This is a genomic window from Roseixanthobacter glucoisosaccharinicivorans, assembly GCF_043195095.2.
In the GTDB taxonomy this organism is placed as follows: Bacteria; Pseudomonadota; Alphaproteobacteria; order Rhizobiales; family Xanthobacteraceae; genus NCEH01.
In genome coordinates, this window is sequence record NZ_CM195538.1 from 941,685 (window position 1) to 965,793 (window position 24,109).

The following is a 24,109-nucleotide window of genomic DNA, read 5'->3' on the forward strand; positions in this document are numbered from 1 at the left end:
GTCCACGCGGTCGTGTGCGCGTCCTATGGCGAAAAACGGCATTTCTCCCCAAGGTTCGGCGCCGAAGAGGAGACGCGGTGCTCACGACGCCCAGAGGTGTAAAGCCTCGTAATTCGATGCCGCAGGCATCTTCGCCGCGGGAATGCGCTCTAGATCGCTAGCGCATAGGCGGGGAAGACCTCCGACTTTGTGCCTCTTGGATCGGAGCCTGCCTCCATAATCCCGGTTTCAAGATTGCGCTCGGCGGCGCACAGGAAGCCCTCGGTCCACGGCGGCGCCACGTCGAGATCGTGCCCCTTCTCTTCCAGGCCTTCCAGGGTCGCCTCGCCCACGCTCTCCTCGATCCGCAGGCGGTTGAGAAAGAAGTCGTGGGGGTGGAACAGCGCGGGGAAATGGTCGCTGGAGAATTTCGGCGCTTCGATCGCGGCCTGGAGCGGCATGTCGAATACCACGCGGTTGAGGAAGAACTGGATCTGCCACTGGTCCTGCTGATCGCCTCCCATGCTGCCGAAGGCCATCCAGGGCTTGCCGTCCTTCATGGCGAGGCTGGGGCTGATTGTGGTGCGCGGCCGCTTGAACGGAGCAATCACGTTCGGATGGTGAGAGGGTGTGAGCCGGCAGTTGGAGAGCCGCGCGCCAAGCGGGAAGCCGAGCGCGGGAACCACCTCGTGCGCCTTGAGATAGGCGCCGCTGGGCGTGAAGGCGGCCGTGTAGCCCTCCTGGTCCATCGCATCCACGTGCACGGTGCCGGGGCCCCACAGGGAGCCGCCGATGCGGTCCTCCACCGGCAGCAGTGCCGCGCCCTCCCAGGCATCGCCGGGCCGCACTTCCTGATCCGCCCGCGGGCCGATGAGCGCGGCGCGCAGCGCGCCATAGGCATCGGACAGCAACATATCCATCGGCACGTCCACAAACGCCGGATCGCCGTAATATTGCTCGCGGTCGGCGAAGGCGAGCTTGATCGCCTCTACTACGACGTGGATGTAGTCCGCCGAATTGTGCCCCAGCGCCTTCAGATCGAAATTCTTGAGGATCGACAGGGTCTGGAGCAAAGCCGGACCCTGGTTCCAGGGGCCGCATTTATAGACGTCGACGCCGCCGAACCGCATCGTGACCGGCGCCTCGATCCGCACCTCGAACTGATCGAAATCGGAGCGACGCAGCAGGCCGCCGCGCGCGGTGACGAAGGCCACCATCTCGCGCGCCACATCCCCCCGGTAAAAGGCGTTGAACGCCGCGCGCACGCCGGCTTCGCGCGTTCCGCCGGCGGCCTTCTCCTCGCGGGAGAGGTATTCGAACATGTCGGCAATGGCCGGGTTGCGCAGGGTCGTGCCTTCCTCCGGCAGCGAGCCGTCCTCAAGCAAGTAGAGCGCCGCTGAACCGTGCCACTCGGCGCGGAACAAGTCGGCGAGGTCCGCCACGCCGAAATTGTGCTGGCGCTGAAGGCCGGCATGCATGGCGAAGCCGTTGCGGGCAAGATCCATGGCGGGCGCGCAGACGTCGGCGAAGGTGAGGCGCCCATACCGCTTGAGGGCCTCCAATATGGCGCCCATGGCACCTGGAACGCCGGCGGCGAAGACCCCGGCGGGCGGGATCTTCTCGAACCCGAGATCGAGGTATGCTTCCGGCGTCGCCGCCTCGGGCGCCACCATATTGCCGTTGATGCACACCACCTGCGGGTGGTCGGGAGAGGAGACAAGGATCGGCAATTCGCCACCGATCGTATGCATGTGCGGGTTGACCACGCCTTCCACGAGGGTTGCCGCGATGGCCGCGTCGACGGCGGTGCCGCCCTGCTTCAGCATGTCGATGCCGGCCATGGACGCGAGATAATGCTCGGAGGCGACCGCGCCGCGGTGCCCGAAGACACGCGGATGCGTCGTGGTGGAGGCGGTTTCCTTCAGGCGGAAGGAGCGGTTGCTGGGGATCTTGTTCATCTAACCCTCAAACCATTGGAATTCTGATCTGACGAGGCGGTACGCCAGCGTTACGCCGCGGCGAGCTTGCGTCGCTTCTTGATGCCGGCGAGGACATCGGAGGCGTCCGAGGCGGGGGCGCCGGAGCGGCTCGAACTGGCGCCGAGCTCGGCCGAAAAACGCTGCGCCTGCGCCTGGATGGCCGTGGCGAGATAGGCCAGCATCTTGGCCCCGAGCCGCAGGCGCGGGCCGGCGATGCCAATGGCGCCCACCACCAGATCATTCTGTGCGAAGATCGGCACCGCAACGGCGGAAACATCGCTCGCCGATTCACCGATATTGGTGGCATAGCCGCGCTTGCGCACGCGCTCGAAGTCGGTGAGGAGATCTTCCGACGAAGTCATGGTTTCCGGCGTGAGCGAGGCCAGGTTCCGGCCCAGAAATTCGATCACCTTGTCGCGCGAAGAATAGGCGAGGATCGCCTTGCCCGATGCGACGCCGTGAGCCGGCAGGCGGTCGCCGCGGCTGACCACCGCACGAATAAGCTGCGATCCTTCGGAGACGTCCACATAGACGATGTCTGGCCCGTCCAGGATCGCGAGATGGCTGGTCTCGCCGGTGACGCGCGAGAGTTCGCGCGTGTGGGCGGCGCCGATGGACAGGAAATGATCCTTCTCGGAAAAGCGCCGCGCTAGATCCAGCACCTTCACCCCGAGGGAATAGGTGCCATCGCGCGGACTCTTCACCACATAGCCGCACTGCTCCAGGGCATTGAGATTGCGGAACACGGAAGCCTTGGCGATGCCGAGCTTGCGGCTCAGTTCGGAGAGCGAAAGGGCACGGGTCTTCTCGTCGAAAGATTCCAGGATGGCGATCGCATTAATAATGGCCGGGGTCGCCGGTCCAGTATTCGCTTCCACCTTTTCCTTGTTTCGCATTTGGAACATGTCTCCCTGATATGAAACATATTATCCTCCGTCCTTCTTCTGTCAATCCGCCCGCGTTTTCGGATCAGAAGTATAAGCACCAGTTATCGCTATGTATTAGCGATTTAGAGTTAGCGCACAAAATAACGTCACCGATGATTAAAATAGCGCCTTGACTCAATGGTCAGCCCGGCATGAACTCATATGAGAAATGATCGTTTCTTATATGAAACGTAAGGTCGGACCAACTGGCTGGCCTTTGAAAGCTTAGAATGCCCCGTTGCCGTTGGAGATTGTGATGACGAAAGATCTCGACCGCCGCCAGATGCTCACGCTCTCAGCGGCAACGCTGGCAGCCGGGTCCGCGTCCCTGATCTTGCCGGGCGCCGTGCGTTCCGCCTCGGCCCAGGCCCAGCAACTCGTGGTGAGCGATTTCGGCGGCGACTGGGCCACCTGGAACAAACAGAATATCGACGCGCAATTCACCGAAAAGACAAAGATCCCGGTCCTGCACGATACCGGATCCGACAATGCGGCGCGCATCGCGAAAGCCAAGCTCGGCATGCCGCGCAGCGAATACGATCTGATCTGCCTCGCGGATTCCTTCTTCGCCCGCGCCGAGGCGGAAGGCATCCTTGCCGACATGGATTACAAGTCGCCGAAGCTCACGAACTTGAAAGATGTCGATCCGCGCTTTGTGACACCCCACTATACCTCGTTTCTCTTCAATGGCCTTGGGCTCGGCTACAATCCCAAAATGGTCAAGAAGACGCCCACCTCCTGGGCCGACATGTGGAATCCGGAGTACAAGGGCAAGATCGTCCTGCCGGCGGTGACCCATTCCTTCGGCCTGCACGTCATTCTTCTGTGTGCGCTGGCCGCCGGCAAGGACTACAAGGACACCAAGGCAGGGCTGGAAAACCTCAAGCGCCTTGCGGACCTCGATCCCATCTGGACGGTGGATTCCCAGGCCAATGCCCGCAGTCTGTTCCAGGAGGACGCGGCCATCGGCTGGCTCGGCCGCGCCGAATGGATCCAGGTGCAGAATTGGGGCGGCGCGACCCAATTCGTCCTGCCGAGTGAAGGCGGCTTCTTCACCTCCTGGGGTTTCGGCCCGGTGAAGAACACCAAGAACATGGAACTGATCGAAGACTATGTGAATATCACGCTCGATCCGAAGCTGCAGGCGGCGAATGCGAAGAAACTGGGCTTCCATCCCACCAATACGCGGTGGAAGGAATTCATCGACGCGGAAACCGCGCGCAAGATCGCCTGGACCCCCGAGGAAGAGAAGCGCTTCGTCGCCATTGATTATGCCTGGCTGAATGCGCAGCGCGCGGAACTGACCGAAGCCTGGAACCGCGTCGTCGGCCGATAGGAGGGCGGGCTCATGGCCATCGTCGAAGTCTCCAACATCTCCAAGCAATACAATAAAAGCTGGGCGGTGGACCGGACCAGCCTGACTATAGCCGACGGCAGCTTCTTCTCCCTGCTGGGGCCGAGCGGAAGCGGCAAGACCACCTTGTTGCGCCTGATTGCCGGCTTCCTGCAGCCGGATTCCGGCGAAATCCGCATCGGCGGACAGACGGTGAACCAGGTGCCGCCCCACAAGCGCAATATCGGGATGGTGTTCCAGCAATATGCCCTGTTCCCCCACCGCACGGTGCTGGACAATGTCGCCTTCGGGTTGGAGATGCGCGGCATGCGGCGTGAGGAGCGCGAGCGCCTCGCACGCGAGGCTCTTGAGATGGTGCGCATGTCGGGCCGCGAGAAGGCGTTTCCCCGCGAGCTGAGCGGCGGCCAGCAACAGCGCATCGCCATCGCCCGCTCCATTGCGGCCCGCCCGGCGGTTTGGCTGCTCGACGAGCCGCTGAGCGCGCTGGATCGCAAGCTGAGGGTGGAAATGCAGAGCGAATTGCGGTCCCTCCAGCAACTGCTCGGCATCACCACGATCTATGTTACGCACGACCAAGAAGAAGCGCTCGCCATGTCGGACGGCATCGCGATTTTCCGCGATGGCCGCATCGCGCAGCAGGGGACGCCGCTGGAGCTCTACGAGCGGCCGGTGGACACATTCGTCGCCGACTTCCTCGGCAGCGCCAATCTGCTCGACGGCACGGCCGCCCGTGCGCCGCAGGGCTGGTGCGTGGAGATCGAAGGCATGCGCTTTCCCCTCGCACGCGACGCCAATGTTTCCGATCGGGAGCGAGTCCGGCTCGCCATCCGGCCCGAGCGGCTCGACCTGCTGCGCTGGGACGGGCACGCCGCCGGCGCGGGCCTTCCCGCGAGCGTCGAGAGCCTTGTCTATCTCGGCAGCGATCTGCGGGTCCAACTGCGCACCCGCGGCGGCAGCCAGCTGATTGCCCGCGCGCCGAGCCGCAGCGATCTGGCGAGCCTTGAAGTGGGTCACGAAATCCTCGCCGTCTGGCGCCCGGAGGAGGCAGTCGTTGTCGCACATTAGCCTTGAAACCGCGGCCGCGCCGGTGAGCCGAGCCCGCACCTGGATCCGCGGCAGCCGCGCCGAATTCCTGTTGGCGCCGAGCCTGCTTTATTACCTTGCCCTGCTGGTTCTCCCGTCCCTGGCGTTCTGTGTCGTCAGCTTCTACGGGAAGTCGGACACCGGTTTCTTCGACGGCATCTTCACAACGCGCAATTACGTCCGCGCGCTGGGTGACAAATTCTATCTCGCGAGCCTCTGGCTCACCTTGCGCATCAGCATCGAGACCACCGCAGCGTGCCTGCTGCTGGGCTATCCAGCGGCCTATTTCCTCTCCAAGATCGGCCCCGAAGCGCGCAAGAAGCTGATCATCTTGCTGCTGTTCCCCCTGTTGCTGAGCACGGTGATCCGCGTCTACGGCTGGATCGCGCTGCTCGGCCGGCGCGGCATCGTCAACCAGCTCTTGATTTCCTCGGGCGTTACCGACCAGCCCATCGCCATGCTCTACACCGAGGGCGCGGTACTGCTGGGGCTGATTTCGATTCTGCTGCCGTACATCATCATCAACATCACCAATACGCTCATCACCATCGACCCGAGCCTGAAGGAAGCCGCGGCAATCCATGGGGCGAGCCCGCTTCGGGTTTTCCTGAAGGTCACGCTGCCGCTCAGCCGCGCCGGCATGGTCTCGGGGGCCGTCACGGTCTTCACCATCGCCATGAGCACCTACATCATCTCCTTCCTGCTTGGCGGGCCGCGGGTGAAGTTGATGGGGAACCTCATTTTCGATGCCACCGCCAGCTTCAACTGGCCCATGGGCGCGGCGCTTTCGGTCGTTCTGGTGCTCTCCACCACCGCGAGCTGCGCCGTCCTCATGCAGTTTCTCGGCAAGAATTCCTATGGAGCCACGCGATGAGCGTTGCGGATCATTTTGTTCCGGCGGGCGCCGGCAGGCGCCGCATCTCGCTGCAGATGGTTGCGCTGGGCGCTGCGACCGTCTTCGCCTATGGGATCATTCTGGTGCCCATCGTCGTCATCATCATCTCCTCGTTCAACCCCTCGTCCGCGCTGATTTTCCCACCCACCAGCCTGTCCCTGCGCTGGTACTGGGAGTTCCTCGCCACCGACGACATGATCAACGGCCTCATGTGGAGCACCATCATCGCAGTGGTCTCGGCGTTCGCCGCCGTACTACTGGGAACGACAGCTGCCGTGGCGCTGGTGCGCGGGCGCTTTCCCTTCAAAGGGCTGATCAACGCCCTGCTGCTCACGCCGCTGATCTTTCCGGGCTTGATCCTGGGCGTGGCGCTGCTGCTCTATTTCCAGGTGATGAACGCGCCGCTGCTGGTGCGCGTGACGGCAGCCCACATCCTGCTTGGCATCCCGTTCGTTGTGCGTTCGGTGATCTCGAGCCTGGATCTGTTCGACATCCGCATCGAGGAGGCCGCAATCATCCACGGCGCGTCCCCGGCGCGCGCCTTCTTCAAGGTTACCTTGCCCAGCATCCAGCCCGGTATCGTCGCGGGGGCAATCTTCGCTTTCGTGGTGTCGTTCGGCGAGATCAACGCGACCTTGTTTCTCACCGGACCCGGCCTCTCGACGCTGCCGATCCAGATTTACAGCCAGATCCAGTACGGGTCCGAGCAGGTCATCGTCGCCGCCGCCTCCACCGTTCAGATGGGGCTCGTGGTGGTGCTCATCGTGGTTCTGGAGCGCCTGTTCGGCTTGTCCGTCACCACCGCTTCACGCTGAGCAGCGGACAATTTGCGCATTCATCCAGATGCCAGCTGCGGCGGGCGTGAGTGCGGCGCGATCCTTTCGCGGTGACCGCGCGGCATGGTGAGACGTCCCACCTCAATGCGTCCAGCTATCCCATGGGGCTATTCGGCTTGGGGACGCATCTCGTCTGCAGGCGCGCGGCAGATGCCTGCGCATATCAGATCAATGGGACGCAACGGCACGCAAAGCGACGCCATGCTGGCCCATTACGCCGTAAATAACGCATTGCAGAATTTTGATATGCCTTGTGACGGCAAGAAACGACGAATTGGTGGAGCCGAGGGGAATCGAACCCCTGACCTCTGCAGTGCGATTGCAGCGCTCTCCCATCTGAGCTACGGCCCCGGTCGTTGGGAGGCGCCATTTAGAGTCGGGGGGCAGGGCCTGTCAAGCAGCTTGCCCGGCAATCCAATGCGGAAAATGTCGGGCGCCTTCCAAGGCGTCGCTTCGCCGGATTTCGATTGGCGGATTGGGCGCTCGAAGGCCTGTGCGTCAGCGTCCGCCGGGTGCGGAGCGGGGGCGTTCGGGGCCGCGCGCCATGCGAATCGGACCCAGAAGCCGCAGGACCTGATCCGCCAGCATGCGCGTATCACGATCCGCGACCGAACCCGGCGCATAGGTGGAGACCGCCTCGCCGGCGGTGAAGGAGCGCACGAAATTCACGTCATAGGACAGCGGTGAACTCACCGGCAGTCCGAACTCGGCCAGTTCCGGGCGGATCTGCTGGCCCTCCAGCGTGCCGTGGTCGACCTTGGTGGGCACCAAAAGCGCCTTGGGGCCGGCGCCGCGGATGGTCGCCCGCACCTCGCCGAGGCGGCCCAGGGTCTGTTTCAGCGAGCTGATGTCGAGGCTGGAGGGGCCGCACGGCAGGATCAGCAGGTCCGACAATTCCACGCACGCCTCGAAGGTGAGGCCGAGCTCGCCCGGGCAGTCGATGATGGCGAATTCACCACCGCTGCGAAACACGCCCTTGATCCAGGAGACCATGTTGGCCCGTGTCAGCACATCGTTGCGCACGGTGAAACGCAGGCGCCGTGGCAGCGCCCAGGCATAGGCGGATCCCTGCGGATCGGCATCTATGAGCGTTACGGCGCGGCCCAGACGGACGAATTCCCCCGCAAGGTTGATCGCCGTGGTGGTCTTGCCGACGCCGCCCTTGCGCTGGACGACCGAAATTATCTGCATCTTGAGCCCGATTATCCCGCACTGCCGCATCCGCCCCGCCGCGGATCTCGGCCGTTCCTGTCCGCGTATCGGGCCGGGCGGGCAAACGCAAGCGTGCGCGCATCACAGGTGAATTTCGCTCGCCCGCACGATCTGCGGAAGACTGCCGAACGGGCCGCGTCGCTGGAGTTCGCTCGCCTTTTCGCGCGCCGCTTGCGGAAACGAGGGCTCCTTCAAGCGTTGGAAGGCATCCTGCACATTCTTGGCGGTGAAATTGACCGCCATGGAGACCGCGCCGCCCCACCCGCCGATCAGGCCGCAATTGATCCGCTGCTCCAGCTGACGCGGCACGATCAATTGCGGGCGCCCCACCGCGAGGCCGACCTCGAGCGTGCCGAGCCCGCCGTGATGCACCAGCGCGCCGGCCGCGCCGATGGCGGCGGGCAGGTCCTGTGGGGTGTCGTGAATGCGGATGCCCTGGCCCGCCAGGGACGCGCGCTCCTGGGACGAAGCGTCGCGCACATAGGCGCTGCCGGTCGGGTCCAGCTGGGTGAGGGTCGCGAGCAGGGCCGGCGTGCTCGGATGGGAGAGGCTGAGATAGGCGAACCAGCCGCAGGTGGGTGGTGCCTCGGCCGGAGCGGGCAGGGGCTGAAGCGGGCCGACGCCAACGCCCGAAGCCCGGCGCCCGGCATAGCTGTCCAGCTCCGGCAGGGTGATGATGAAGGGCTGAGCGTGGCGCAGAATGCCGGGCAGCGTGTCCGGTGCGGGACGCCCGCGTCGCTGCTGGACGCTGCGGACATGGGCCAGAAGCTCCTCTTCATTCAGGCTGGGCTTGCGATTGGCCAGCGGGTCGAACGTGGGCCGGTCCGCCGGCGGCAAGGTGAAGCCGTCGCCGAGGACGATCACCGGGATCGCGCCGGAGATCGCCAGGCACAGCAGCGGGCAATAATCGCCGATCACCAGATCCGGGCGAATCATGTCCAGCACCTGGTCCCAGCCGCGCAGCAGCGCTTCCAGCCGCATGGGCTCGTTGAAGCCCACCAGGCCGAGAATGTCGCCATAGGCGCCCACACTGAACGGCAGCCGCCCCTGGGGCAGCACGGCATAGGGGGCCTGGAACAGCGGGAAGTCGGTATCGGCAAGGCGCATGGCCGCAAGTCCGAGGTCGCGCACCGCGAATATGCACTCGTGCCCGTGCCTCTTAAGCTCCTGGGCGACCGGCAGCAGGCGCGAGACGTGGCCGAGGCCTTCCCCGAGTTCCCAAGCTAATAGCACCCGGCCCATTCCGTCTTCCCCGTATTGATGCTGCCTCTCCATACGGGAGAACCGCGGGAAGGTCTTGTGCGGAAAGCGGGTCTTGTGCGGAAAGCGCGGAGACGCCAAAAGGGCGCGGGTCGCGCACGCTTCGCGCGAGGTCTTCCGGGCCTTGCGACCGAACGGGCAACGACGCGTTGTGCGTTGCACGCCGGCCCCTATGATGGTGGCCGCCGCAGGTGAAGGCAGCGCAGGCGGTGGTCCGCCCCCCGCGCATCGAATGAGGAGGCACCCGTCATGGCCACTGGAGTGAAGGACGTGTTTGAAGGCATCCGCGAGGTGCTGGAAAAGCGCAAGGCCACGCGGCAGGATCAAAATGCCGTCGAGCGGATCGCTTCCGCCCTCGAGGTGCTCGCCGACGAGACCTCGATCATCCGCACCGAGCTTGCTTTGATCCGGATGGCGAATTTGCAGCGCGTGCAGAAGGCCGGCCCACAGCAGAAGGGGGCGCCGATCCGCGTTCCGGTCGACACGGGCGAGAAGGATGGCGCGAGCGAGGATTGAGCGCCGTCAGGTGCGCGCCTCGCCGGAGGCGAACCGCAAGGTCAAGACGCGCGACGCAACCACGCGGCCCAATTGTTCGCTCATGCGGATCGGCGTGCAACGGCTGAGCGCGAGGATCGCGGCGGCGACGAAGGCGCGCTGGGTTTCCGCGTCTCCCGTCAGCACCGAATAGGTGGCGAGCGGCTTGCCGCGCACTTCCCCCTTCGCGGTGAGGCCGAAGCGCAGGGTGATCTCCGATCCGGCCGTGCCGGGCGGCGGCGCCCAGCAGGCATAAAGGGCCTTGGACAATTGCGCCAGGGTCTCCACCGGCACCGCATTCACCGGCGGTCGCGCCGTGTCTTCGGCGCGCGCTGCGCCCGCAGGCAGGGCCAGGACGGCGACGACGAGCAGGGCCGCGGGCAGCGCAAGGCCGCGCCCCGGCGCGGTTCGCCGGTGCGCCGGGGCATCCGCGCCACGCATGCGCGCGGCACACCGACGGGCGGGGCGAGGAGCAGTCGCTTCAGCGGGGCGCGTGTCCATTGCCGATGCCTTGGCTGGGGCGGGGACGTTCAGTCGGGCCGGGTCTTGTTCTCGATATGGCTCGCGACCTCGATCAGGGCATCGGCGAGCGCACGCAGCTGGGCGGCATCGAGCGAGATCTGGACCGCGGGCAGGGGCTGGTCCGGCGCGCGGGGCACGCCCACTTCCAGCCGCAGCCCGCCGGCGCGCCCGTCGAAGATCGCCGTGGTGAAGGCCTGCAGCGGCCACACCTTCAGACGCCCGGCGGCGTCCTTGTCCCAGTCTTCGAATGTCATGACGGAATTCATTGCGCTTTTCGCTCTTGCGGCCGGTCGCGCGGGGCGCTCCGGCGGGTTTCACGCGCACCGCCTGAAGCGATGGATCTGCGCCGTTCTAGAGCATGGGACGCGCGAGGTGAACTCCCGGCCGCCATTGGCGGGCAGGCTGGCGCAAGGCCACGACTTCAAGGTGTGCTGCACTTAGTTTAAGCAGGATGCGCCATCGACTGGATTGAATGGCGACGGTATAGCTGTGTTGAGGGAACGGGAGCCGCGCCAGATTGATTTCCGTTATCATTCCCACCAAGAATTCCGAACGCCAGCTTGTGCTTGTGCTCGCGGCGCTGGTTCAGGGCGTGACGGCCGGTGTTTTGCGCGATGTGATCCTCGCGGACGCCGATTCAACGGACGATACGGCCGCCATTGCGGATGCCGCCGGTTGCACCCTGTTTTCTTCGGTGCACGACATGGGCATGCGGCTGCGGCAGGGCGCGGCGATGGCGCGCGGGCGCTGGCTGCTGTTCCTGCAACCCAATTCGATTCTGGAGGAAGGCTGGCCGCGCGAGGTGGCGACCTTCCTGGAGACGGTCGAGCGGCGCGGGCTCGGAGACCGCACGGTTGCGACCTTCCGCCTGTCGGTGGACGGCTACGGCTTCAAACCGCGCCTTGGCGAGGCGGTGGCGGCGGCGCGGCTGGCGCTCCTCGGCCTGCCGCAGGCCGGGCAGGGCCTGCTGATCTCGCGCAAGCATTATGAACGGCTCGGCGGGCACCCGTCGGGCGTGGCGCCGCAGAAGCGCCTGTTCTCTCGCATCGGGCGGCGGCGCATCCATGTGCTGCGCGCCCACGTGCTGCTGCCGGAGAAGGCGCAGCGCAGCGTCCCGGACTGACAATCCCACCGGCCGCGTCGCGCGGCCGGGTGTGTGCTTCAAACCGCAGGGGGAGCGGTTCAGAAGCCGTTCGCGACCGCCTGGGGAATGGTTTCGCGGGTCAGGCCCTGCTGGGCGAGTTCGCTGTCGGACATGCGGCGCAGGTGCTCGTAGCGATCCGCCATCACGCGGGCTTCACGCACGGCCGCGAAGAATTCCGAAACCTGGGCGGTGAAACGGCCGAACAGGGTGGTCTCGCGGAACGGGTGGGCAGTGATCGTGGTCATGGCTATTCTCCATCAACAATCCTTACATAGGGGAAACTCCCGCATTGCAACATAGAGTTTTGTGCATGGCACCATTGCGTATGATGTATGCCAACCTGTGGAGAAGTTATTTTCGCCGGCAAGCCTCTGGACCCCGGCCGGCGAATTGCGTATAGAGCGCCCTCGCCCGACGGGCTCACCGCTCGCTCGAACGCCGAGGTCTCGGCGGCGTCAATCTCCGCTGGTCGACCCTGTCACCGGCGCGGCGATTGGGGGATAGTTCAACGGTAGAACTGCGGACTCTGACTCCGTCAATCTAGGTTCGAATCCTAGTCCCCCAGCCAAAATTGAAACCCTCGATCTTGCCAGGCGAAAGCCATGCCATGCGACGTCACGTCGACGGGGCCGATGTGCTGTCGTTTTGCTGGCGGATTGCTCAATCCAGCTCGCGCGGAACGGCGGACATCGTCCCGCGGTCCCAAAGGGGCGTGCGGCGCCCTAGTGAGCGGGCGCAAGGCGGCGCAATCCCTGTCGTGCGTGGCCATCCCGCCTTGCTCTAGGACCAATCGAAATTCAGCGGCGTGGTGGATCGTCGAGGCGCTGACGGCATGTCCGCGCCATTGTCTTTCATCGACAGCTTGTCATGGCCGGGCTCGTCCCGGCCATCCACGCCGGGCCGCCCGCGCAGGCCTTGAAAAGTCGATGCCAGCGGTGCCGCGTGGATGCACGGGACAGGCCCGTGCATGACGATGCCCTGCTGCTTGGCATCAATGCATGGCTGTCGATGGGTCCTAACGCACTTTCTTCTATCGCGCCTGAGAAACGCCGAGGCCCTGGGGGCTGGTCGCCGGCCAGGTTGGTGCGAGCACGGGGGTGCGCGGGCGCTCCGCTTCCGACCCCGCCTGGGCGCAGGTGAGGGCGATCATGTGGAACACGTCGTCTTCCGAACAGCCGCGCGATAGATCATTGGCCGGCCGGGCGAGGCCCTGCAGCACTGGGCCGATCGCCTTCGCCCCGCCCATGCGCTGGGCGATCTTGTAGCCGATGTTGGCGGCGTCGAGATTGGGGAAGACGAACACATTGGCATCGCCGCGGATCGCCGAGCCCGGCGCCTTGGCGGCCCCCACGGCGGCGACGAAGGCCGCGTCGAACTGCAATTCGCCTTCGATGATGAGGTCTGGCTCCAGGGCGCGGGCGAGGCGCACGGCCTCCACCACCTTGTCCACCCGCTCGTGCCGCGCGCTGCCGGCGGTGGAGAAGGAGAGCATGGCCACCTTCGCCCGTTCGCCGGTCATGGCGGTGTAGGAGCGCGCGGAGGCGATGGCGATGTCGGCCAGCTCCGCCGCGTCCGGGTCGATCACCAGCCCGCAATCGGCGAACACATAGGCGCCTTTCTGGGCGTGGTACTCCTCGCACAGGATCATCAGGAAAAAGCTCGAGACCAGCTTCGCGCCCGGCGCGAGGCCGATGATCTGGAGCGCGGCGCGCACGGTCTCCGCCGTGGTGGCGACCGCTCCGCCCACCGTGCCGTCGGCATCCCCCCTGCGCACCATCATGGCGGCGAAGGCAAGCGGCTCCAGCATGCGGCGGTGCGCGGCGGCAAGGTCCATGCCCTTGGTCTGGCGCAGGGCATGCAATTCCCCCGCATAGGCCGCGCCGTGCACGGAGGTGGCCGGATCCTCGATGAGGACGCCCCGCGCATCCCCATCGAGGGCGGCCAGAACCTCCTCCGGCGAACCGAGGAGGATCGGACGGGCGATGCCTTCGCGCACCGCCCTGCGGGCGGCGGCCGCGATGCGCGGGTCGGCGCCCTCCGGCAGCACGATCCTGCGGGGCGAAGCGCGCGCGGCGTCGATGATGCGGTCGAGGGCGAGCATGTCGGGCCTCATGGCAAGGGGCGTGGGAAAAGCGGCGGGAGACGGGTCAGGGAACGTCTCCCGCCGCGAGAGCCGGATCTGGTGATTCCGTCTCTATTCAATGAGTTAGAGGGCGATTCACCCCACCTTTGGGGCGGATCGCGCTCTAGAGCCGATCGACATTCAGCGGCGTGGCGCATCGACGATGCGCCTGACGCCGGGTGCGTGCGATTGTCTTTTCTTTCTCCGGTCGTCATGGCCGGGCCTGTCCCGGCCATCCACGCGACCCCGACCGGACAAGCCTTGGAAAGCCAGCGCCAGCGGTGCCACGTGGATGCACGGGACAAGCCCGTGCATGACGTTTCTCTCCTGAACGGCGTCAAGCCATGAATGGCGATCGGCCTTAGAGCCGGATCTGGTGAATCCGTCTCTATTCAATGAGTTAGAGGGCGATTCACCGCCCTCTCGTCAGCGGGCCATCTGCGCGCGCATGTCGTCGCGCGCAATGCCGGCGACCTTGACGGGCTTCTTCATGGCGTCGCGGCGGAACGGCTCGCCCAGCTCCTGGTTCAGCACCACCTCGATGAAGGTGGTGATGCCGGCCTTCTGGTCGGCGGCCGCTGTGGCGATGGCTTCGGTGAGCGCGGCCGGGGTCTCCACGCGCACGCCCTTGAAGCCGCAGCCTTCCGCGATCTTGGCGTAGGAGAGCTTGGGGTCCAGCTCGGTGCCGACGAAATTATTGTCGTACCAGAGCGTGGTATTGCGCTTCTCCGCGCCCCACTGGAAATTGCGGAACACCACCATGGTCACCGCCGGCCATTCCTCGCGGCCGATGGAGGTCATCTCATTGATGGAGATGCCGAACGCGCCGTCGCCGGCGAAGCCGAACACCGGCACGTCGGGGCAGCCGATCTTCGCGCCGATGATGGCGGGAAAGGCATAGCCGCACGGTCCGAACATGCCGGGCGCGAGATATTTGCGGCCGGCTTCGAACGAGGGATAGGCATTGCCGATGGCGCAATTGTTGCCGATGTCGGTGGAGACGATCACTTCCTTCGGCAATGCGGCCTGGATGGCGCGCCACGCCTGGCGGGGCGACATGCGGTCCTTGTCGCGGATGCGGGCCTGCTCGTTCCAGAAGGTGCCCGGATCGTCGTCCTCATGGTCCATGGAGGCGAGCTGCTGGAGCCAGCGCGACCGGGTCTGATGGATCAGCGCGGCGCGTTCCTCGCGCCCGGCATCGCCGGCACCGGGCAGAAGCTGGGCGAGCAATTGGCGCGCCACTTCGCGCGCATCGCCGCAGATGCCCACCGAGATTTTCTTGGTGAGGCCGATGCGGTCCGGATTGATGTCCACCTGGATGATCTTGGCCTCGCGCGGCCAATAATCCATGCCGTAGCCGGGCAAGGTGGAGAAGGGATTGAGCCGCGTGCCCAGTGCCAGCACCACGTCGGCCTTCGCGATCAGCTCCATGGCCGCCTTCGAGCCGTTGTAGCCGAGCGGGCCGACCGCCAGGGGATGGCCGCCGGGGGCAGCGTCATTGTGCTGATAGCCGGAGCACACCGGCGCGCCGAGCGCCTCGGCGAGCGCCATGGCCTCGGGAATGGCATTGCCGATCACCACGCCGGCGCCGTTGAGCACCACCGGGAACTTGGCCTCCGACAGGAGCTTGGCGGCCTCGGCGATGGCGTTCTTGCCGCCGGTCGGGCGTTCCAGGCGCACGATCTGCGGCAGCTCGATATCGACCACCTGGGTCCAGAAATCGCGCGGAATGTTGATCTGCGCCGGCGCGGAGGCGCGCCACGCCTTCTCGATCACGCGGTTCAGCACCTCGGCGACGCGCATGGGGTCGCGCACTTCTTCCTGGTAGCAGACCATGTCGGAGAACATGGCCATCTGGGAGACTTCCTGGAATCCGCCCTGGCCGATGGTGCGGTTGGCCGCCTGCGGCGTCACCAGCAGCATGGGGGTGTGGTTCCAATAGGCGGTCTTCATGGCGGTGACGAAGCCGGTCACCCCCGGCCCGTTCTGGGCGATCGCCATGGCCATGCGGCCGGTGGCGCGGGTGTAGCCGTCGCAGATCAGGCCGGCGTTGGTTTCGTGGGCGCAGTCCCAGAAGCGGATGCCCGCCGCGGGAAACAGGTCGGACACCGGCATCATGGCCGAGCCGATGATGCCGAAGGCTTCGTCGATTCCGTGCGCCTGCACGACCTTGATGAACGCCTCTTCGGTGGTCATCTTCATGGGAAGATCAATCCTCTGATGGAAAGGGAAGGAAGGCGGCGCTGCGCCGCCTTCGGGTCCGTGTCGGTCAGCGCGCGCCCTTCAACGCGCGCCTTGGGGCGAACGCTGCGCGAGCGTGGATGACTGGGCGCCGGGCACCGGCACGCGGATCGCCATGGCGGAGACCATGCTGATAATGGCTGCGAACACCACGTAGGCGCACACGTGCCACGGCAGGCCGTTGCCCTGGGCGAGCAGATAGGTGGCGATGATCGGGGTGATGCCGCTCGCGACGATGCCGGAGAACTGGTAGACGAAGGAGATGCCGGTATAGCGCACCCGGGCGTCGAACAGATCCGAGAACAAAGCCGCTTCCGGCCCGTAGCACATGGCGTAGAGCACCCCGAACGGGAACACGATGCCGAGCGCGATCAGCGGCATGGAGCCCGAGGACATCAGCCAGAAGGCCGGATAAACCGAGAGCGCCAGCAGCAGCGAGCCAACGGCATAGGTGCGCGGACGCCCCCAGCGATCGGAAAGCCGGCCGAACATCGGAATGGTGAACACCATCACGAATGCGGCCACGGTCACCAGCCACAGGGTCGACGTGCGCGGCACCTTCACATAGTTCGCCAGATAGACGATGGAGAACACGGCGAAGACGTTGAAGAACACGCCGTCGATATAGCGCACGCCCATGCCCAGCAGCACGTTGCGGGGATATTCGCGCAGCAGCGTGAAGAACGGGATCGTGGCTTCCTGGTTGTTGGCCTTCACCAGTTCGAACTCGGGCGTCTCGTGCACCTTGAGGCGGATATACATGCCGACCACGATGAGCACGATGGAGCCGACGAAACCGATGCGCCAGCCCCACGACATGAATTGCTCGTCGGGCAGCATGGACATCAGCGCCGTGACGCCGGAGGCGAGGCACAGGCCGAGCGCGAGGCCGATCTGCGGGATCGAGGCATAGAGGCCGCGCTTGTTTTCCGGCGCGTATTCATACGCCATCAGAACCGCGCCACCCCATTCCCCGCCGATGCCGATGCCCTGCGCGACCCGCAGAAGCAGCAGCAGGATGGGTGCGGCGACGCCGATCTGCGCATAGGTGGGCAGAAGGCCAATCGCCACCGTGGCGACACCCATGATCATCAAGGTCATGATGAGCATGGTCTTGCGGCCGAGCTTGTCGCCGAAATGGCCGAAGATCAGGCCGCCGATGGGCCGCGCCACGAAGCCGACGGCGAACGTGGTGTAGGCCAGCAGGATCGACACCACCGGATCGTCGCCGGGAAAGAACAGCTTGTTGAAGACGATGCCCGCGGCGATGCCGTAGAGAAAGAAGTCATACCATTCGATGGTTGCGCCGATAAGGCTGGCGCCGACAACCCGCCTTAACTCGCGGCTTGAAGCTGCTGCGTGTCCTGCCATGGTGTTTTCCTCCCGTCCTTGGTTTGTTTTGGGGCGTTGTCTCGCCCTGTGCTGTTGTTCAGCGCGTCCTCGCGGATCATGTCGGCGGCTTTTTCTCCGATCATGATCGCGGGAATATTGGTGTTGCCGGACGTGACCGCCGGCATCACGGAACAGTCCACCACCCAGAGCCCGTCGACGCCGCGCACCCGCAGGCGCGCATCGAGCACGGCATCGCGGTCGTCGTCGGCACCCATGCGGCAGGTGCCGGCGGGGTGGAAGATGGTGGCGCCATATTCGCGGGCGAAGGCGAGCAGGCCTTCGTCGTCGGTGACGCAGGGGCCGGGAAGCTTTTCCTCGGCGACATAGCTGCGCAGCGGCTCGGTGGCGGCGAGCGCGCGGGCAAATTTCAGGCTTGCCACCGCGCAGCGCCGGTCGGTCTCCGTGGCGAGGTAATTGGCGGTGATCTTCGGCGCCGCGAGCGGATCGGCTGAGCCGAGGCGCACGGTGCCGGTGCTTTCCGGCCGCAGCTGGCACACCGAAAGCGTGAAGCCGGAATGGTCGTGCACCTTGCCGCCGGCCATGTCGGCGGAGAGCGTGCCGATGTGGAACTGGATGTCCGGGGTCTCGGATTCCGGCAGGACGCGCGTGAACAATCCGCCCTGGTTGATGCCGATGGCCAAGGGGCCGCCGCGGAACAGCAGATATTCCAGCCCCATGCGCAGCCGCCCGGCCAGCGAGTTCAGCGCGTCATTGGTGGTGATGGGCTTGGTGCAGCGATAGAGCAGGCGCAATTGCAGATGATCCTGCAAGTTGCCGCCGACGCCGGGGCTGTCCAGCTTCACCGCGATGCCGTTTTCCTGAAGGTGCGCCGCCGGGCCGATGCCGGAGAGCATCAGCACCTGCGGCGACTGCACCGCGCCCGCCGAAAGAATGACCCCGCGCCGTGCCTTCAGCGTGCGGATTCCATCGGCGGTGCTGAGCTCGACCCCGCTCGCCCGCATGCCCTCGAACAGCACGCGACGCGCCTGCGCCTCGGTGAAGATGGTGAGGTTGGGACGGGACCGGGCCGGGGCGAGATAGGCTTTCGCCGCGCTCACGCGCATGCCGTTGCGGGTGGTGAGCTGGAAATAGCCGACCCCTTCCTGGCTCGCGCCGTTGAAATCGTCCGTTTCCGGCACCCCGAGCGCGCGCCCGGCGGCTTTCACCGCCTCGATCAATTCGTGCTTGCGGGGAATGGAGGAGATGGTGACAGGACCGCCGACGCCGTGCAGCGGATCGGCGGCGAAACTGCGGTTGTCCTCCAGCTTCTTGAAATAGGGCAGCACATCCTGCCAACCCCAGCCTTTCGCGCCGCGCGCGACCCAGCCGTCATAATCCTCGCGTTGTCCGCGAACCACCACCAGACCGTTGATGGACGAGCACCCGCCGAGCACCCGGCCGCGCGGCCAATAAATGCTGCGTCCGCCCATGTTCGGCTCAGGTTCCGTGTGAAAGCGCCAGTTGAGGCGGTCGTTCCACATGGTCTTCCCATAGCCGATCGGTACATGAATCCAAGGATTGGAATCCCTGGGGCCAGCCTCTACCAGCGCCACGCGGCTTTTGCCGTCTTCGCTGAGGCGATTGGCCAGCACACATCCTGACGACCCCGCGCCGACGACGACGAAGTCGAAGTATTCCTCGGCTTGCATTGGCAGTTTCCTCTCTGCGGGACCTACGATGCGACGAAGGTCGGAGAGGAGTCAATCCAATTATTGAAACGAAACGTCTCATTCAGTGAGATTTTTGTTGTGCGGTGCGAAAGATCATCTGCTGCAGCTGCCGCAGTGCCCGCGCCGGCGCCCCTTTGATTTGGCCGCGCAAGTCTTTAAGGGTGGCGCGCAGCGCAGCGCAGCGGACGAGACAAGCGGAATGGCGGAAGTCAGCGAAAAGCCGGAGAAGGCGGACGAGCGCGACGCAGCATCGGCGATGTTGAGGGCCCTCCATCTGCTCGGCGAGGTCGCCCGCTCCCCGGTGCCGCTCGGCGTTCCGGAATTGTGCGTGCGCCTGGGCTTGCCCAAGCCCACGGTGCACCGCCTGTGCCAGAAGCTGGAAGCCGAATCCTACCTGCTGCGCGACCCCGACGGACGCCGCTTCGCCGCCGGTCCGCGCTTTCTGCGCATGGGTTTCGACATGTTGCGCAATTCGGTCAGCTCCGAGCGGCGCGGCATTCTCGAGCAATTGGTGGAAGTGGCGGGCGAGACCTGCAATTTCGTCACGCGGGTGGGCAATGAGGCGGTCTATCTCGATCGCGTAGAAGCCAGCTGGCCGCTGCGCATGCATCTGGAGGTCGGCTCGCGCGTGCCGATGCATTGCACCGCCAGCGGCAAGCTGTTCCTCTCGGCCATGCGGCCCGCGCAGCGCCGGCGGATCCTGCAGACCCTCCATCTGAAGGCGCACACGCCCAACACCTTCACCAGCGTCGCGGCGCTGGAGAGCGAATTGGAGCGGATCGCGCAGCGCGGCTATAGCACCGACGACCAGGAATTTCTGGAAGGTCTATGCGCCATCGCGGTGCCGGTGAAGGACACGCGGGGCGAGATCGTGGGCGCGGTGGCGTGCCATGGGCCGGTGCCGCGCTTTTCGCTCGAAAAGGCCGAAGCGCTGTTGCCGCATCTGATGCGCGCGGCCGCCCAGCTTGCCGCGACGCTGCCGGACTGATCGGCCCGCTCACGCCCTCAATTGACGAACATGGTCGCCAGTGGATCCACGCTGTCCATCCGGGAGGCCTGTTCCAGGTGCCAGGCGATATTGGTGGCGGCGCGCGCGATGGCGACCTCGAACTGAGGCGCCGAGCGGGACGCGGACAGGGCCGCCTGGGTCTGCGCCACACCCGCGACGAAGCATAGGCTGGCCGCGAACAGCACGGCGGTATGAAGGCGCTGAAGATCGTTCATGGCAGAGAAAAACGTTCGCGGCAGACGAGGGACGGCTGAAAAATAACACAGCGCCTCCCGCACTGCAAAATCACGGTCCCGCGAATGCTGCATAGCAGCAATGTGCCTTTGGCCTGGGGAGGGGAGGGGGCCTTCCCTCCGATTCCGTCCGGCAGGCCGGCGTCGCCCGCGCGTGGTGCCTGGAAACCTGCGGGTGCGCTGCCCGCACCTCCAAAGATTGGTGGCGACTACGGGATTTGGAGGCGCCGCCGCGCGGTTCATTTTAATAACACATTGAAAAACATATGATTTAATCTTGGCACGAGGCTTGCGCAGTCCTCCGCAGATGAGCGCGAGGTTTCATGCACACGCACTTTGCCCTGGATTTCGACGGCACCATCAGCCCCGTCGACACTACCGACCTGCTGCTCGCGGCGTTCGCCGATCCGAGTTGGGAGGATATCGAGGCGGAATGGCGCGCCGGCCGCATCGGCTCGCGGGAATGCCTCGCCCGCCAGGTCGCCTTGATCCGCGCCCGGCCGCAGGACCTGCATGCGGCGCTTTCGGGCGTGACGCTCGATCCCGACTTCATCCGCTTCGCGACCGCCGCCTGGCTGCGCCGCGCCACGCTCTCCGTTGTCTCCGACGGGTTCGATCTTGCCATCGTGCATCTGCTGCATGCGAACGGCATTGATCTTCCGGTGGTCAGCAACCGGATGATCCAGGTGGGCGCCGATGGGTGGCGCGCGGAATTTTCCACCCAGGGCGAGCGGTGCGGCAGCGGCACCTGCAAATGCGCCGCCGTGCCGGCGAACCGGCGCGTGATCCTGATCGGCGACGGGCGCTCCGATTTCTGCCTCGCCCGCAAGGCCGATTTCGTCCTCGCCAAGGGCGAACTGGCCGCCTTCTGCGCGGCGCAGGGCATTCCCCACAAGAAGATCGCCGGGTTCGCCGACGCCCTGCGCTTCATCACCTCCCGCGACCGGCCGCCGGTCACGCCCGCCCTTTCTTCCTTCACCCGCCCGCAGTTCGAGGATCTTCATGCTTGATCGTACGCTCGCCACCGCCGCCGACACCCTCGCAGAAGAGCGGGCGCGCCTGCATGCGCTCGAAGCGGACTATTGTTCCCATGGCGATACGGTGCACTATAGCGAGGCGCCGAAGATCTTCGAGCGGTGCGAGGGTTCCTTCATTTATGATGATGAGGACCGCGCCTATCTCGATCTTCAGATGTGGTATTCGGCGGTCAATTTCGGCTATGCGAACCCGCGCCTGAACGAGGCCATGCGCCGGCAACTCGACCGCCTGCCGCAGGTCGCGAGCCAGTATCTGCATCGCGAGAAGATCGAGCTTGCGGCCGAGATCGCCATTGGCGCGCAGGAGCGGTTCGGCCGCAAGGGGCGGGTGCATTTCAACGTCGGCGGCGCGCAGGCCGTCGAGGATTCCCTCAAACTGGTGCGCAATGCGTCGCAGGGGAAGAGCCTGATGTTCGCGTTCGAGGGCGGCTATCACGGCCGCACGCTCGGCGCCTCCGCCATCACCTCGTCCTATCGCTACCGCCGCCGCTTCGGGCATTTCGGCGAGCGCGCGCAGTTCATTCCCTTCCCCTATCATTTTCGCGGCCCGCGCGGCATGAGCAAGGAAGAATACGGCCATCTCTGCGTCCAGCAATTCGAACGCCTGTTCGAGAGCGAATATAACGGCGTCTGGGACCCCAAGGCCGGAAAGTGCGAATACGCGGCTTTTTATGTGGAGCCGATCCAGGGGACCGGCGGATACGTCATTCCGCCCGCGAATTTCTTCCCAGAACTGAAGCGCGTGCTCGACAAGCACGGCATTTTGCTGGTGGTGGATGAAATCCAGATGGGTTTCTACCGCACCGGAAAACTGTGGTCGATCGAGCATTTCGGCGTGCAGCCGGACGTGCTGGTGTTCGGCAAGGCGCTCACCAATGGCCTCAATCCCCTCTCCGGCATCTGGGCGCGCGAGGAGCTGATCAATCCGCAGGTGTTCCCCGCCGGATCTACCCATTCCACCTTCAATGCCAACCCGCTCGGCACGGCGGTGGCGCTGGAAGCCATGAAGATGATGCGCGAGGAGGATTTCGCCACCAGCGTCATGGAGAAGGGCGCCTATTTCCTCGCCGGCCTCCAGGACCTGAAAACCAAGCACCTCATCGTCGGCGATGTGGACGGCCTCGGCATGGCGCTGCGGGTGGAAATCTGCGAGCCGCACGACAGCTTCACGCCCTCCAAGGCGCTGATGGACCGCATCGCGGACGAAGGGCTGAAGGGCGATCTCGTCCACGGCGGCGAGCGCTATGGCCTGGTGCTCGACGTGGGCGGCTACCATAAGAATGTCATCACCCTCGCGCCCGCGCTCACCATGTCCTATGGCGAGATAGATCTCGCCCTGGCGCTGCTGGACCAGCTTTTCACCCGCGTCACCCCGCGGTGACCTCCATGCGGATGCGGGTGGTCGATCTCGATGGCGCGGTGGCCGCGCAGGCGCCGGTTCAAGGCTGGCTGGATACCGTGGGCGGCGATCTGACCTTCGCCCGCGATCTTGCGCCCCGGCTTCGCCTGCTGGCGAATCGCGCCGCGCTTCGGGCGCTGGGCGAGCGGCTCGGCCCGGCCGAGCCGAACGAGATCTATTTCTACGGCTCGGGCGATTTCCACCATCTGAGCCTGTTGTTGATCGCCCGGCTCGATCGGCCGGTCAGCATCGTTCATTTCGACAATCACCCGGACTGGACGCGCTGGCCGCGCAGCATCAATTGCGGCTCCTGGGTGTGTCGCGCGTTGGATCTGCCGCAGGTGGAGCGGGTCGTCACCATTGGCCCGTGCAGCCCCGATCTGCTCTCGCCGCAGTTCAAGGGCGCCGATCTTGCGGCCTTGCGCGCGGGCCGGCTGGAAGTGCATCCGCTCGCCTCCGCGCGCACCTTCTATGCCGGCCCCGCATTCGAAACGCCCGGCGCCTTCGCCACCGCCGGCACGTCGCGGGAGGGCATGCGCTGGCGCGGGGTGGAGGAGGGGGATTGGCTGGGCCGGATCGACGCCATCGCGCGCAGCCTGCCGGACACCCCGGTCTGGATCACGCTGGACAAGGACGTGCTCGGCGCCGACGAGGCGATCACCAATTGGGATCAGGGCCGGTTGACGCTCGACCAGGTGCACGCGGCCGTGGCGCTCATCGCCCATCGCCGCCGCGTGCTGGGTATGGATGTGTGCGGCGACTACTCGCCGGACCGCGGCAGCGGACTCGTGCGGGCGCTGCTCGCCTATGGCGATCGCACGCAGCGCCCGGTGCCCGCGCAGGAGCCGAACCCCATCAACGCGCGGACGAACCTTCGGATCCTGCGGACCATGGAGTCCATTCTTCAATGAAGACATCCATCATTGCCCTGTTCGCGCTCTCCGTCGCCTGCGACGTGTCCGGCCAGCTTGCGTTCAAGCTGGGCGCGAACCGGCTCCCGGCGGCGCGGGCGGTGGGCGCCGGCCTGTTCGCGCTGTCGCTCGTGAGCGAGCCCTGGCTGCTGGCGGGGCTGGCGATCTATGCCCTCGAGTTTCTGGTGTGGACGCGCATTCTCGCGCTCGTGCCGCTGGCCATCGCCTTCCCGCTCGCCAGCCTCAACATCCTCGGCATCACGCTCGCGAGCCATTTGTGGCTGAACGAGCGCATCGGGCGGCGCCAATATGCCGGCGCCGTCCTCGTCACCGCCGGCGTCGCCCTTGTCGCCACCAGCCTCTGAGGAATG

Annotated in this window: 23 protein-coding genes and 2 tRNA genes; 12 read left to right on the top strand and 13 right to left on the bottom strand. The window is 65.5% G+C overall.

The window, feature by feature from the left end; translation table 11 throughout:
• Positions 1–149: 149 nt before the first annotated feature.
• Both V5F78_RS04015 and V5F78_RS04020 read right to left on the bottom strand, forming a co-directional pair.
• Positions 150–1,937, bottom strand: a complete 1,788-nt coding sequence (locus tag V5F78_RS04015) for a gamma-glutamyltransferase family protein (protein WP_394066337.1) — start codon at positions 1,935–1,937, stop codon at positions 150–152.
• Between the two features lie 50 nt (positions 1,938–1,987).
• The gene (locus V5F78_RS04020; RefSeq protein ID WP_394066335.1) at positions 1,988–2,854 is read right to left on the bottom strand and encodes an IclR family transcriptional regulator; all 867 of its coding nucleotides are present in this window, start codon (positions 2,852–2,854) and stop codon (positions 1,988–1,990) included.
• 286 nt (positions 2,855–3,140) lie between these two features.
• Between V5F78_RS04020 and V5F78_RS04025 the strand changes: the two genes are divergently transcribed.
• From V5F78_RS04025 to V5F78_RS04040, 4 genes are read left to right on the top strand one after another with little or no spacing between them, the layout of a single operon-like run.
• Positions 3,141–4,220, top strand: a complete 1,080-nt coding sequence (locus tag V5F78_RS04025) for an ABC transporter substrate-binding protein (RefSeq protein WP_394066333.1) — start codon at positions 3,141–3,143, stop codon at positions 4,218–4,220.
• A 12-nt stretch (positions 4,221–4,232) separates the two neighbouring features.
• Positions 4,233–5,303: an ABC transporter ATP-binding protein gene (locus tag V5F78_RS04030; RefSeq protein ID WP_394066332.1), complete on the top strand. Its 1,071-nt coding sequence runs from the start codon at positions 4,233–4,235 to the stop codon at positions 5,301–5,303.
• Complete coding sequence (locus V5F78_RS04035) at positions 5,290–6,195, top strand: ABC transporter permease (protein WP_394066331.1); 906 nt, start codon at positions 5,290–5,292, stop codon at positions 6,193–6,195. Before V5F78_RS04030 ends, V5F78_RS04035 begins: the two co-directional genes overlap by 14 nt.
• Positions 6,192–7,031: an ABC transporter permease gene (locus V5F78_RS04040; RefSeq protein WP_394066329.1), complete on the top strand. Its 840-nt coding sequence runs from the start codon at positions 6,192–6,194 to the stop codon at positions 7,029–7,031. The genes V5F78_RS04035 and V5F78_RS04040 overlap by 4 nt, the downstream gene beginning before the upstream one ends.
• 296 nt (positions 7,032–7,327) lie before the next feature.
• Here V5F78_RS04040 and V5F78_RS04045 read toward each other — a convergent pair.
• The 3 genes from V5F78_RS04045 to V5F78_RS04055 all read right to left on the bottom strand — a co-directional run bounded on the left by V5F78_RS04045 (position 7,328) and on the right by V5F78_RS04055 (position 9,506).
• Positions 7,328–7,403 (bottom strand) — tRNA-Ala (locus tag V5F78_RS04045).
• 147 nt (positions 7,404–7,550) lie between these two features.
• Positions 7,551–8,243: an AAA family ATPase gene (locus V5F78_RS04050; protein ID WP_394066327.1), complete on the bottom strand. Its 693-nt coding sequence runs from the start codon at positions 8,241–8,243 to the stop codon at positions 7,551–7,553.
• A gap of 102 nt (positions 8,244–8,345) precedes the next feature.
• The gene (locus tag V5F78_RS04055; RefSeq protein ID WP_394066325.1) at positions 8,346–9,506 is read right to left on the bottom strand and encodes a glycosyltransferase family protein; all 1,161 of its coding nucleotides are present in this window, start codon (positions 9,504–9,506) and stop codon (positions 8,346–8,348) included.
• 267 nt (positions 9,507–9,773) lie between these two features.
• Here V5F78_RS04055 and V5F78_RS04060 point away from each other — a divergent pair, with 267 nt between their 5' ends.
• Positions 9,774–10,040 (top strand): hypothetical protein, encoded by a 267-nt coding sequence (locus V5F78_RS04060; RefSeq protein WP_394066323.1) that lies wholly within the window; start codon positions 9,774–9,776, stop codon positions 10,038–10,040.
• A gap of 6 nt (positions 10,041–10,046) precedes the next feature.
• Here the strand turns inward: V5F78_RS04060 and V5F78_RS04065 are convergent, their stop codons facing one another.
• Together V5F78_RS04065 and V5F78_RS04070 are read right to left on the bottom strand one after the other, a co-directional pair.
• Positions 10,047–10,499, bottom strand: coding sequence for a UCP034077 family protein (locus tag V5F78_RS04065; RefSeq protein ID WP_394066322.1), 453 nt, complete (start codon positions 10,497–10,499; stop codon positions 10,047–10,049).
• Positions 10,500–10,588: 89 nt separating this feature from the next.
• The gene (locus V5F78_RS04070) at positions 10,589–10,834 is read right to left on the bottom strand and encodes a polysaccharide deacetylase family protein (protein ID WP_394066320.1); all 246 of its coding nucleotides are present in this window, start codon (positions 10,832–10,834) and stop codon (positions 10,589–10,591) included.
• 263 nt (positions 10,835–11,097) lie between these two features.
• Between V5F78_RS04070 and V5F78_RS04075 the strand changes: the two genes are divergently transcribed.
• Complete coding sequence (locus V5F78_RS04075) at positions 11,098–11,703, top strand: glycosyltransferase (RefSeq protein ID WP_394066318.1); 606 nt, start codon at positions 11,098–11,100, stop codon at positions 11,701–11,703.
• Positions 11,704–11,762: 59 nt separating this feature from the next.
• Here V5F78_RS04075 and V5F78_RS04080 read toward each other — a convergent pair whose 3' ends face one another.
• Positions 11,763–11,969: a DUF1127 domain-containing protein gene (locus V5F78_RS04080; protein ID WP_394066316.1), complete on the bottom strand. Its 207-nt coding sequence runs from the start codon at positions 11,967–11,969 to the stop codon at positions 11,763–11,765.
• Positions 11,970–12,218: 249 nt separating this feature from the next.
• Between V5F78_RS04080 and V5F78_RS04085 the strand changes: the two genes are divergently transcribed.
• Positions 12,219–12,292: transfer RNA gene (locus V5F78_RS04085), tRNA-Gln, on the top strand.
• A 462-nt stretch (positions 12,293–12,754) separates the two neighbouring features.
• Here V5F78_RS04085 and pta read toward each other — a convergent pair.
• The 4 genes from pta to V5F78_RS04105 all read right to left on the bottom strand — a co-directional run bounded on the left by pta (position 12,755) and on the right by V5F78_RS04105 (position 19,128).
• Positions 12,755–13,825, bottom strand: a complete 1,071-nt coding sequence (gene pta, locus V5F78_RS04090; protein WP_394066314.1) for a phosphate acetyltransferase — start codon at positions 13,823–13,825, stop codon at positions 12,755–12,757.
• Positions 13,826–14,272: 447 nt separating this feature from the next.
• On the bottom strand, positions 14,273–16,048 hold the full coding sequence (gene xsc / locus V5F78_RS04095) for a sulfoacetaldehyde acetyltransferase (RefSeq protein WP_394066312.1): 1,776 nt from the start codon (positions 16,046–16,048) through the stop codon (positions 14,273–14,275).
• 81 nt (positions 16,049–16,129) lie between these two features.
• A complete protein-coding gene (locus tag V5F78_RS04100) occupies positions 16,130–17,458 on the bottom strand; it encodes an MFS transporter (protein WP_394066310.1) in 1,329 nt (442 codons plus the stop codon).
• A complete protein-coding gene (locus V5F78_RS04105; RefSeq protein WP_394066308.1) occupies positions 17,422–19,128 on the bottom strand; it encodes a GMC family oxidoreductase in 1,707 nt (568 codons plus the stop codon). The genes V5F78_RS04100 and V5F78_RS04105 overlap by 37 nt, the downstream gene beginning before the upstream one ends.
• Before the next feature lie 220 nt (positions 19,129–19,348).
• Here V5F78_RS04105 and V5F78_RS04110 point away from each other — a divergent pair, with 220 nt between their 5' ends.
• Positions 19,349–20,137, top strand: coding sequence for an IclR family transcriptional regulator (locus tag V5F78_RS04110; protein ID WP_394066306.1), 789 nt, complete (start codon positions 19,349–19,351; stop codon positions 20,135–20,137).
• A 17-nt stretch (positions 20,138–20,154) separates the two neighbouring features.
• Here the strand turns inward: V5F78_RS04110 and V5F78_RS04115 are convergent, their stop codons facing one another.
• Positions 20,155–20,373 carry a hypothetical protein gene (locus V5F78_RS04115; protein WP_394066304.1) on the bottom strand — a complete coding sequence of 73 codons (219 nt, stop codon included), beginning with the start codon at positions 20,371–20,373 and terminating at the stop codon, positions 20,155–20,157.
• 341 nt (positions 20,374–20,714) lie between these two features.
• On the opposite strand from V5F78_RS04115, the gene V5F78_RS04120 reads away from it, so the two are divergent.
• From V5F78_RS04120 to V5F78_RS04135, 4 genes are read left to right on the top strand one after another with little or no spacing between them, the layout of a single operon-like run.
• Positions 20,715–21,401 carry an HAD-IB family phosphatase gene (locus V5F78_RS04120; protein ID WP_394066303.1) on the top strand — a complete coding sequence of 229 codons (687 nt, stop codon included), beginning with the start codon at positions 20,715–20,717 and terminating at the stop codon, positions 21,399–21,401.
• Positions 21,394–22,809 (top strand): aspartate aminotransferase family protein, encoded by a 1,416-nt coding sequence (locus tag V5F78_RS04125; RefSeq protein WP_394066301.1) that lies wholly within the window; start codon positions 21,394–21,396, stop codon positions 22,807–22,809. The genes V5F78_RS04120 and V5F78_RS04125 overlap by 8 nt, the downstream gene beginning before the upstream one ends.
• Before the next feature lie 5 nt (positions 22,810–22,814).
• The gene (locus V5F78_RS04130; protein ID WP_394066300.1) at positions 22,815–23,738 is read left to right on the top strand and encodes a hypothetical protein; all 924 of its coding nucleotides are present in this window, start codon (positions 22,815–22,817) and stop codon (positions 23,736–23,738) included.
• Positions 23,735–24,103, top strand: coding sequence for an EamA family transporter (locus V5F78_RS04135; protein ID WP_394066299.1), 369 nt, complete (start codon positions 23,735–23,737; stop codon positions 24,101–24,103). Before V5F78_RS04130 ends, V5F78_RS04135 begins: the two co-directional genes overlap by 4 nt.
• Positions 24,104–24,109: the final 6 nt, after the last annotated feature.

Excerpts from the sequence above, each read along its gene's own strand:
- V5F78_RS04135 (WP_394066299.1), top strand. The coding sequence starts at position 23,735 with ATGAAGACATCCATCATTGCCCTGTTCGCGCTCTCCGTCGCCTGCGAC.
- V5F78_RS04065 (WP_394066322.1), bottom strand. The coding sequence starts at position 10,499 with ATGCGTGGCGCGGATGCCCCGGCGCACCGGCGAACCGCGCCGGGGCGC.
- pta (WP_394066314.1), bottom strand. The coding sequence starts at position 13,825 with ATGCTCGCCCTCGACCGCATCATCGACGCCGCGCGCGCTTCGCCCCGC.
- V5F78_RS04055 (WP_394066325.1), bottom strand. The coding sequence starts at position 9,506 with ATGGGCCGGGTGCTATTAGCTTGGGAACTCGGGGAAGGCCTCGGCCAC.
- xsc (WP_394066312.1), bottom strand. The coding sequence starts at position 16,048 with ATGAAGATGACCACCGAAGAGGCGTTCATCAAGGTCGTGCAGGCGCAC.
- V5F78_RS04050 (WP_394066327.1), bottom strand. The coding sequence starts at position 8,243 with ATGCAGATAATTTCGGTCGTCCAGCGCAAGGGCGGCGTCGGCAAGACC.
- V5F78_RS04070 (WP_394066320.1), bottom strand. The coding sequence starts at position 10,834 with ATGACATTCGAAGACTGGGACAAGGACGCCGCCGGGCGTCTGAAGGTG.
- V5F78_RS04060 (WP_394066323.1), top strand. The coding sequence starts at position 9,774 with ATGGCCACTGGAGTGAAGGACGTGTTTGAAGGCATCCGCGAGGTGCTG.
- V5F78_RS04030 (WP_394066332.1), top strand. The coding sequence starts at position 4,233 with ATGGCCATCGTCGAAGTCTCCAACATCTCCAAGCAATACAATAAAAGC.
- V5F78_RS04025 (WP_394066333.1), top strand. The coding sequence starts at position 3,141 with ATGACGAAAGATCTCGACCGCCGCCAGATGCTCACGCTCTCAGCGGCA.
- V5F78_RS04015 (WP_394066337.1), bottom strand. The coding sequence starts at position 1,937 with ATGAACAAGATCCCCAGCAACCGCTCCTTCCGCCTGAAGGAAACCGCC.
- V5F78_RS04120 (WP_394066303.1), top strand. The coding sequence starts at position 20,715 with ATGCACACGCACTTTGCCCTGGATTTCGACGGCACCATCAGCCCCGTC.
- V5F78_RS04020 (WP_394066335.1), bottom strand. The coding sequence starts at position 2,854 with ATGCGAAACAAGGAAAAGGTGGAAGCGAATACTGGACCGGCGACCCCG.
- V5F78_RS04125 (WP_394066301.1), top strand. The coding sequence starts at position 21,394 with ATGCTTGATCGTACGCTCGCCACCGCCGCCGACACCCTCGCAGAAGAG.
- V5F78_RS04105 (WP_394066308.1), bottom strand. The coding sequence starts at position 19,128 with ATGCAAGCCGAGGAATACTTCGACTTCGTCGTCGTCGGCGCGGGGTCG.
- V5F78_RS04080 (WP_394066316.1), bottom strand. The coding sequence starts at position 11,969 with ATGACCACGATCACTGCCCACCCGTTCCGCGAGACCACCCTGTTCGGC.
- V5F78_RS04110 (WP_394066306.1), top strand. The coding sequence starts at position 19,349 with ATGGCGGAAGTCAGCGAAAAGCCGGAGAAGGCGGACGAGCGCGACGCA.
- V5F78_RS04130 (WP_394066300.1), top strand. The coding sequence starts at position 22,815 with ATGCGGATGCGGGTGGTCGATCTCGATGGCGCGGTGGCCGCGCAGGCG.
- V5F78_RS04040 (WP_394066329.1), top strand. The coding sequence starts at position 6,192 with ATGAGCGTTGCGGATCATTTTGTTCCGGCGGGCGCCGGCAGGCGCCGC.
- V5F78_RS04100 (WP_394066310.1), bottom strand. The coding sequence starts at position 17,458 with ATGGCAGGACACGCAGCAGCTTCAAGCCGCGAGTTAAGGCGGGTTGTC.
- V5F78_RS04115 (WP_394066304.1), bottom strand. The coding sequence starts at position 20,373 with ATGAACGATCTTCAGCGCCTTCATACCGCCGTGCTGTTCGCGGCCAGC.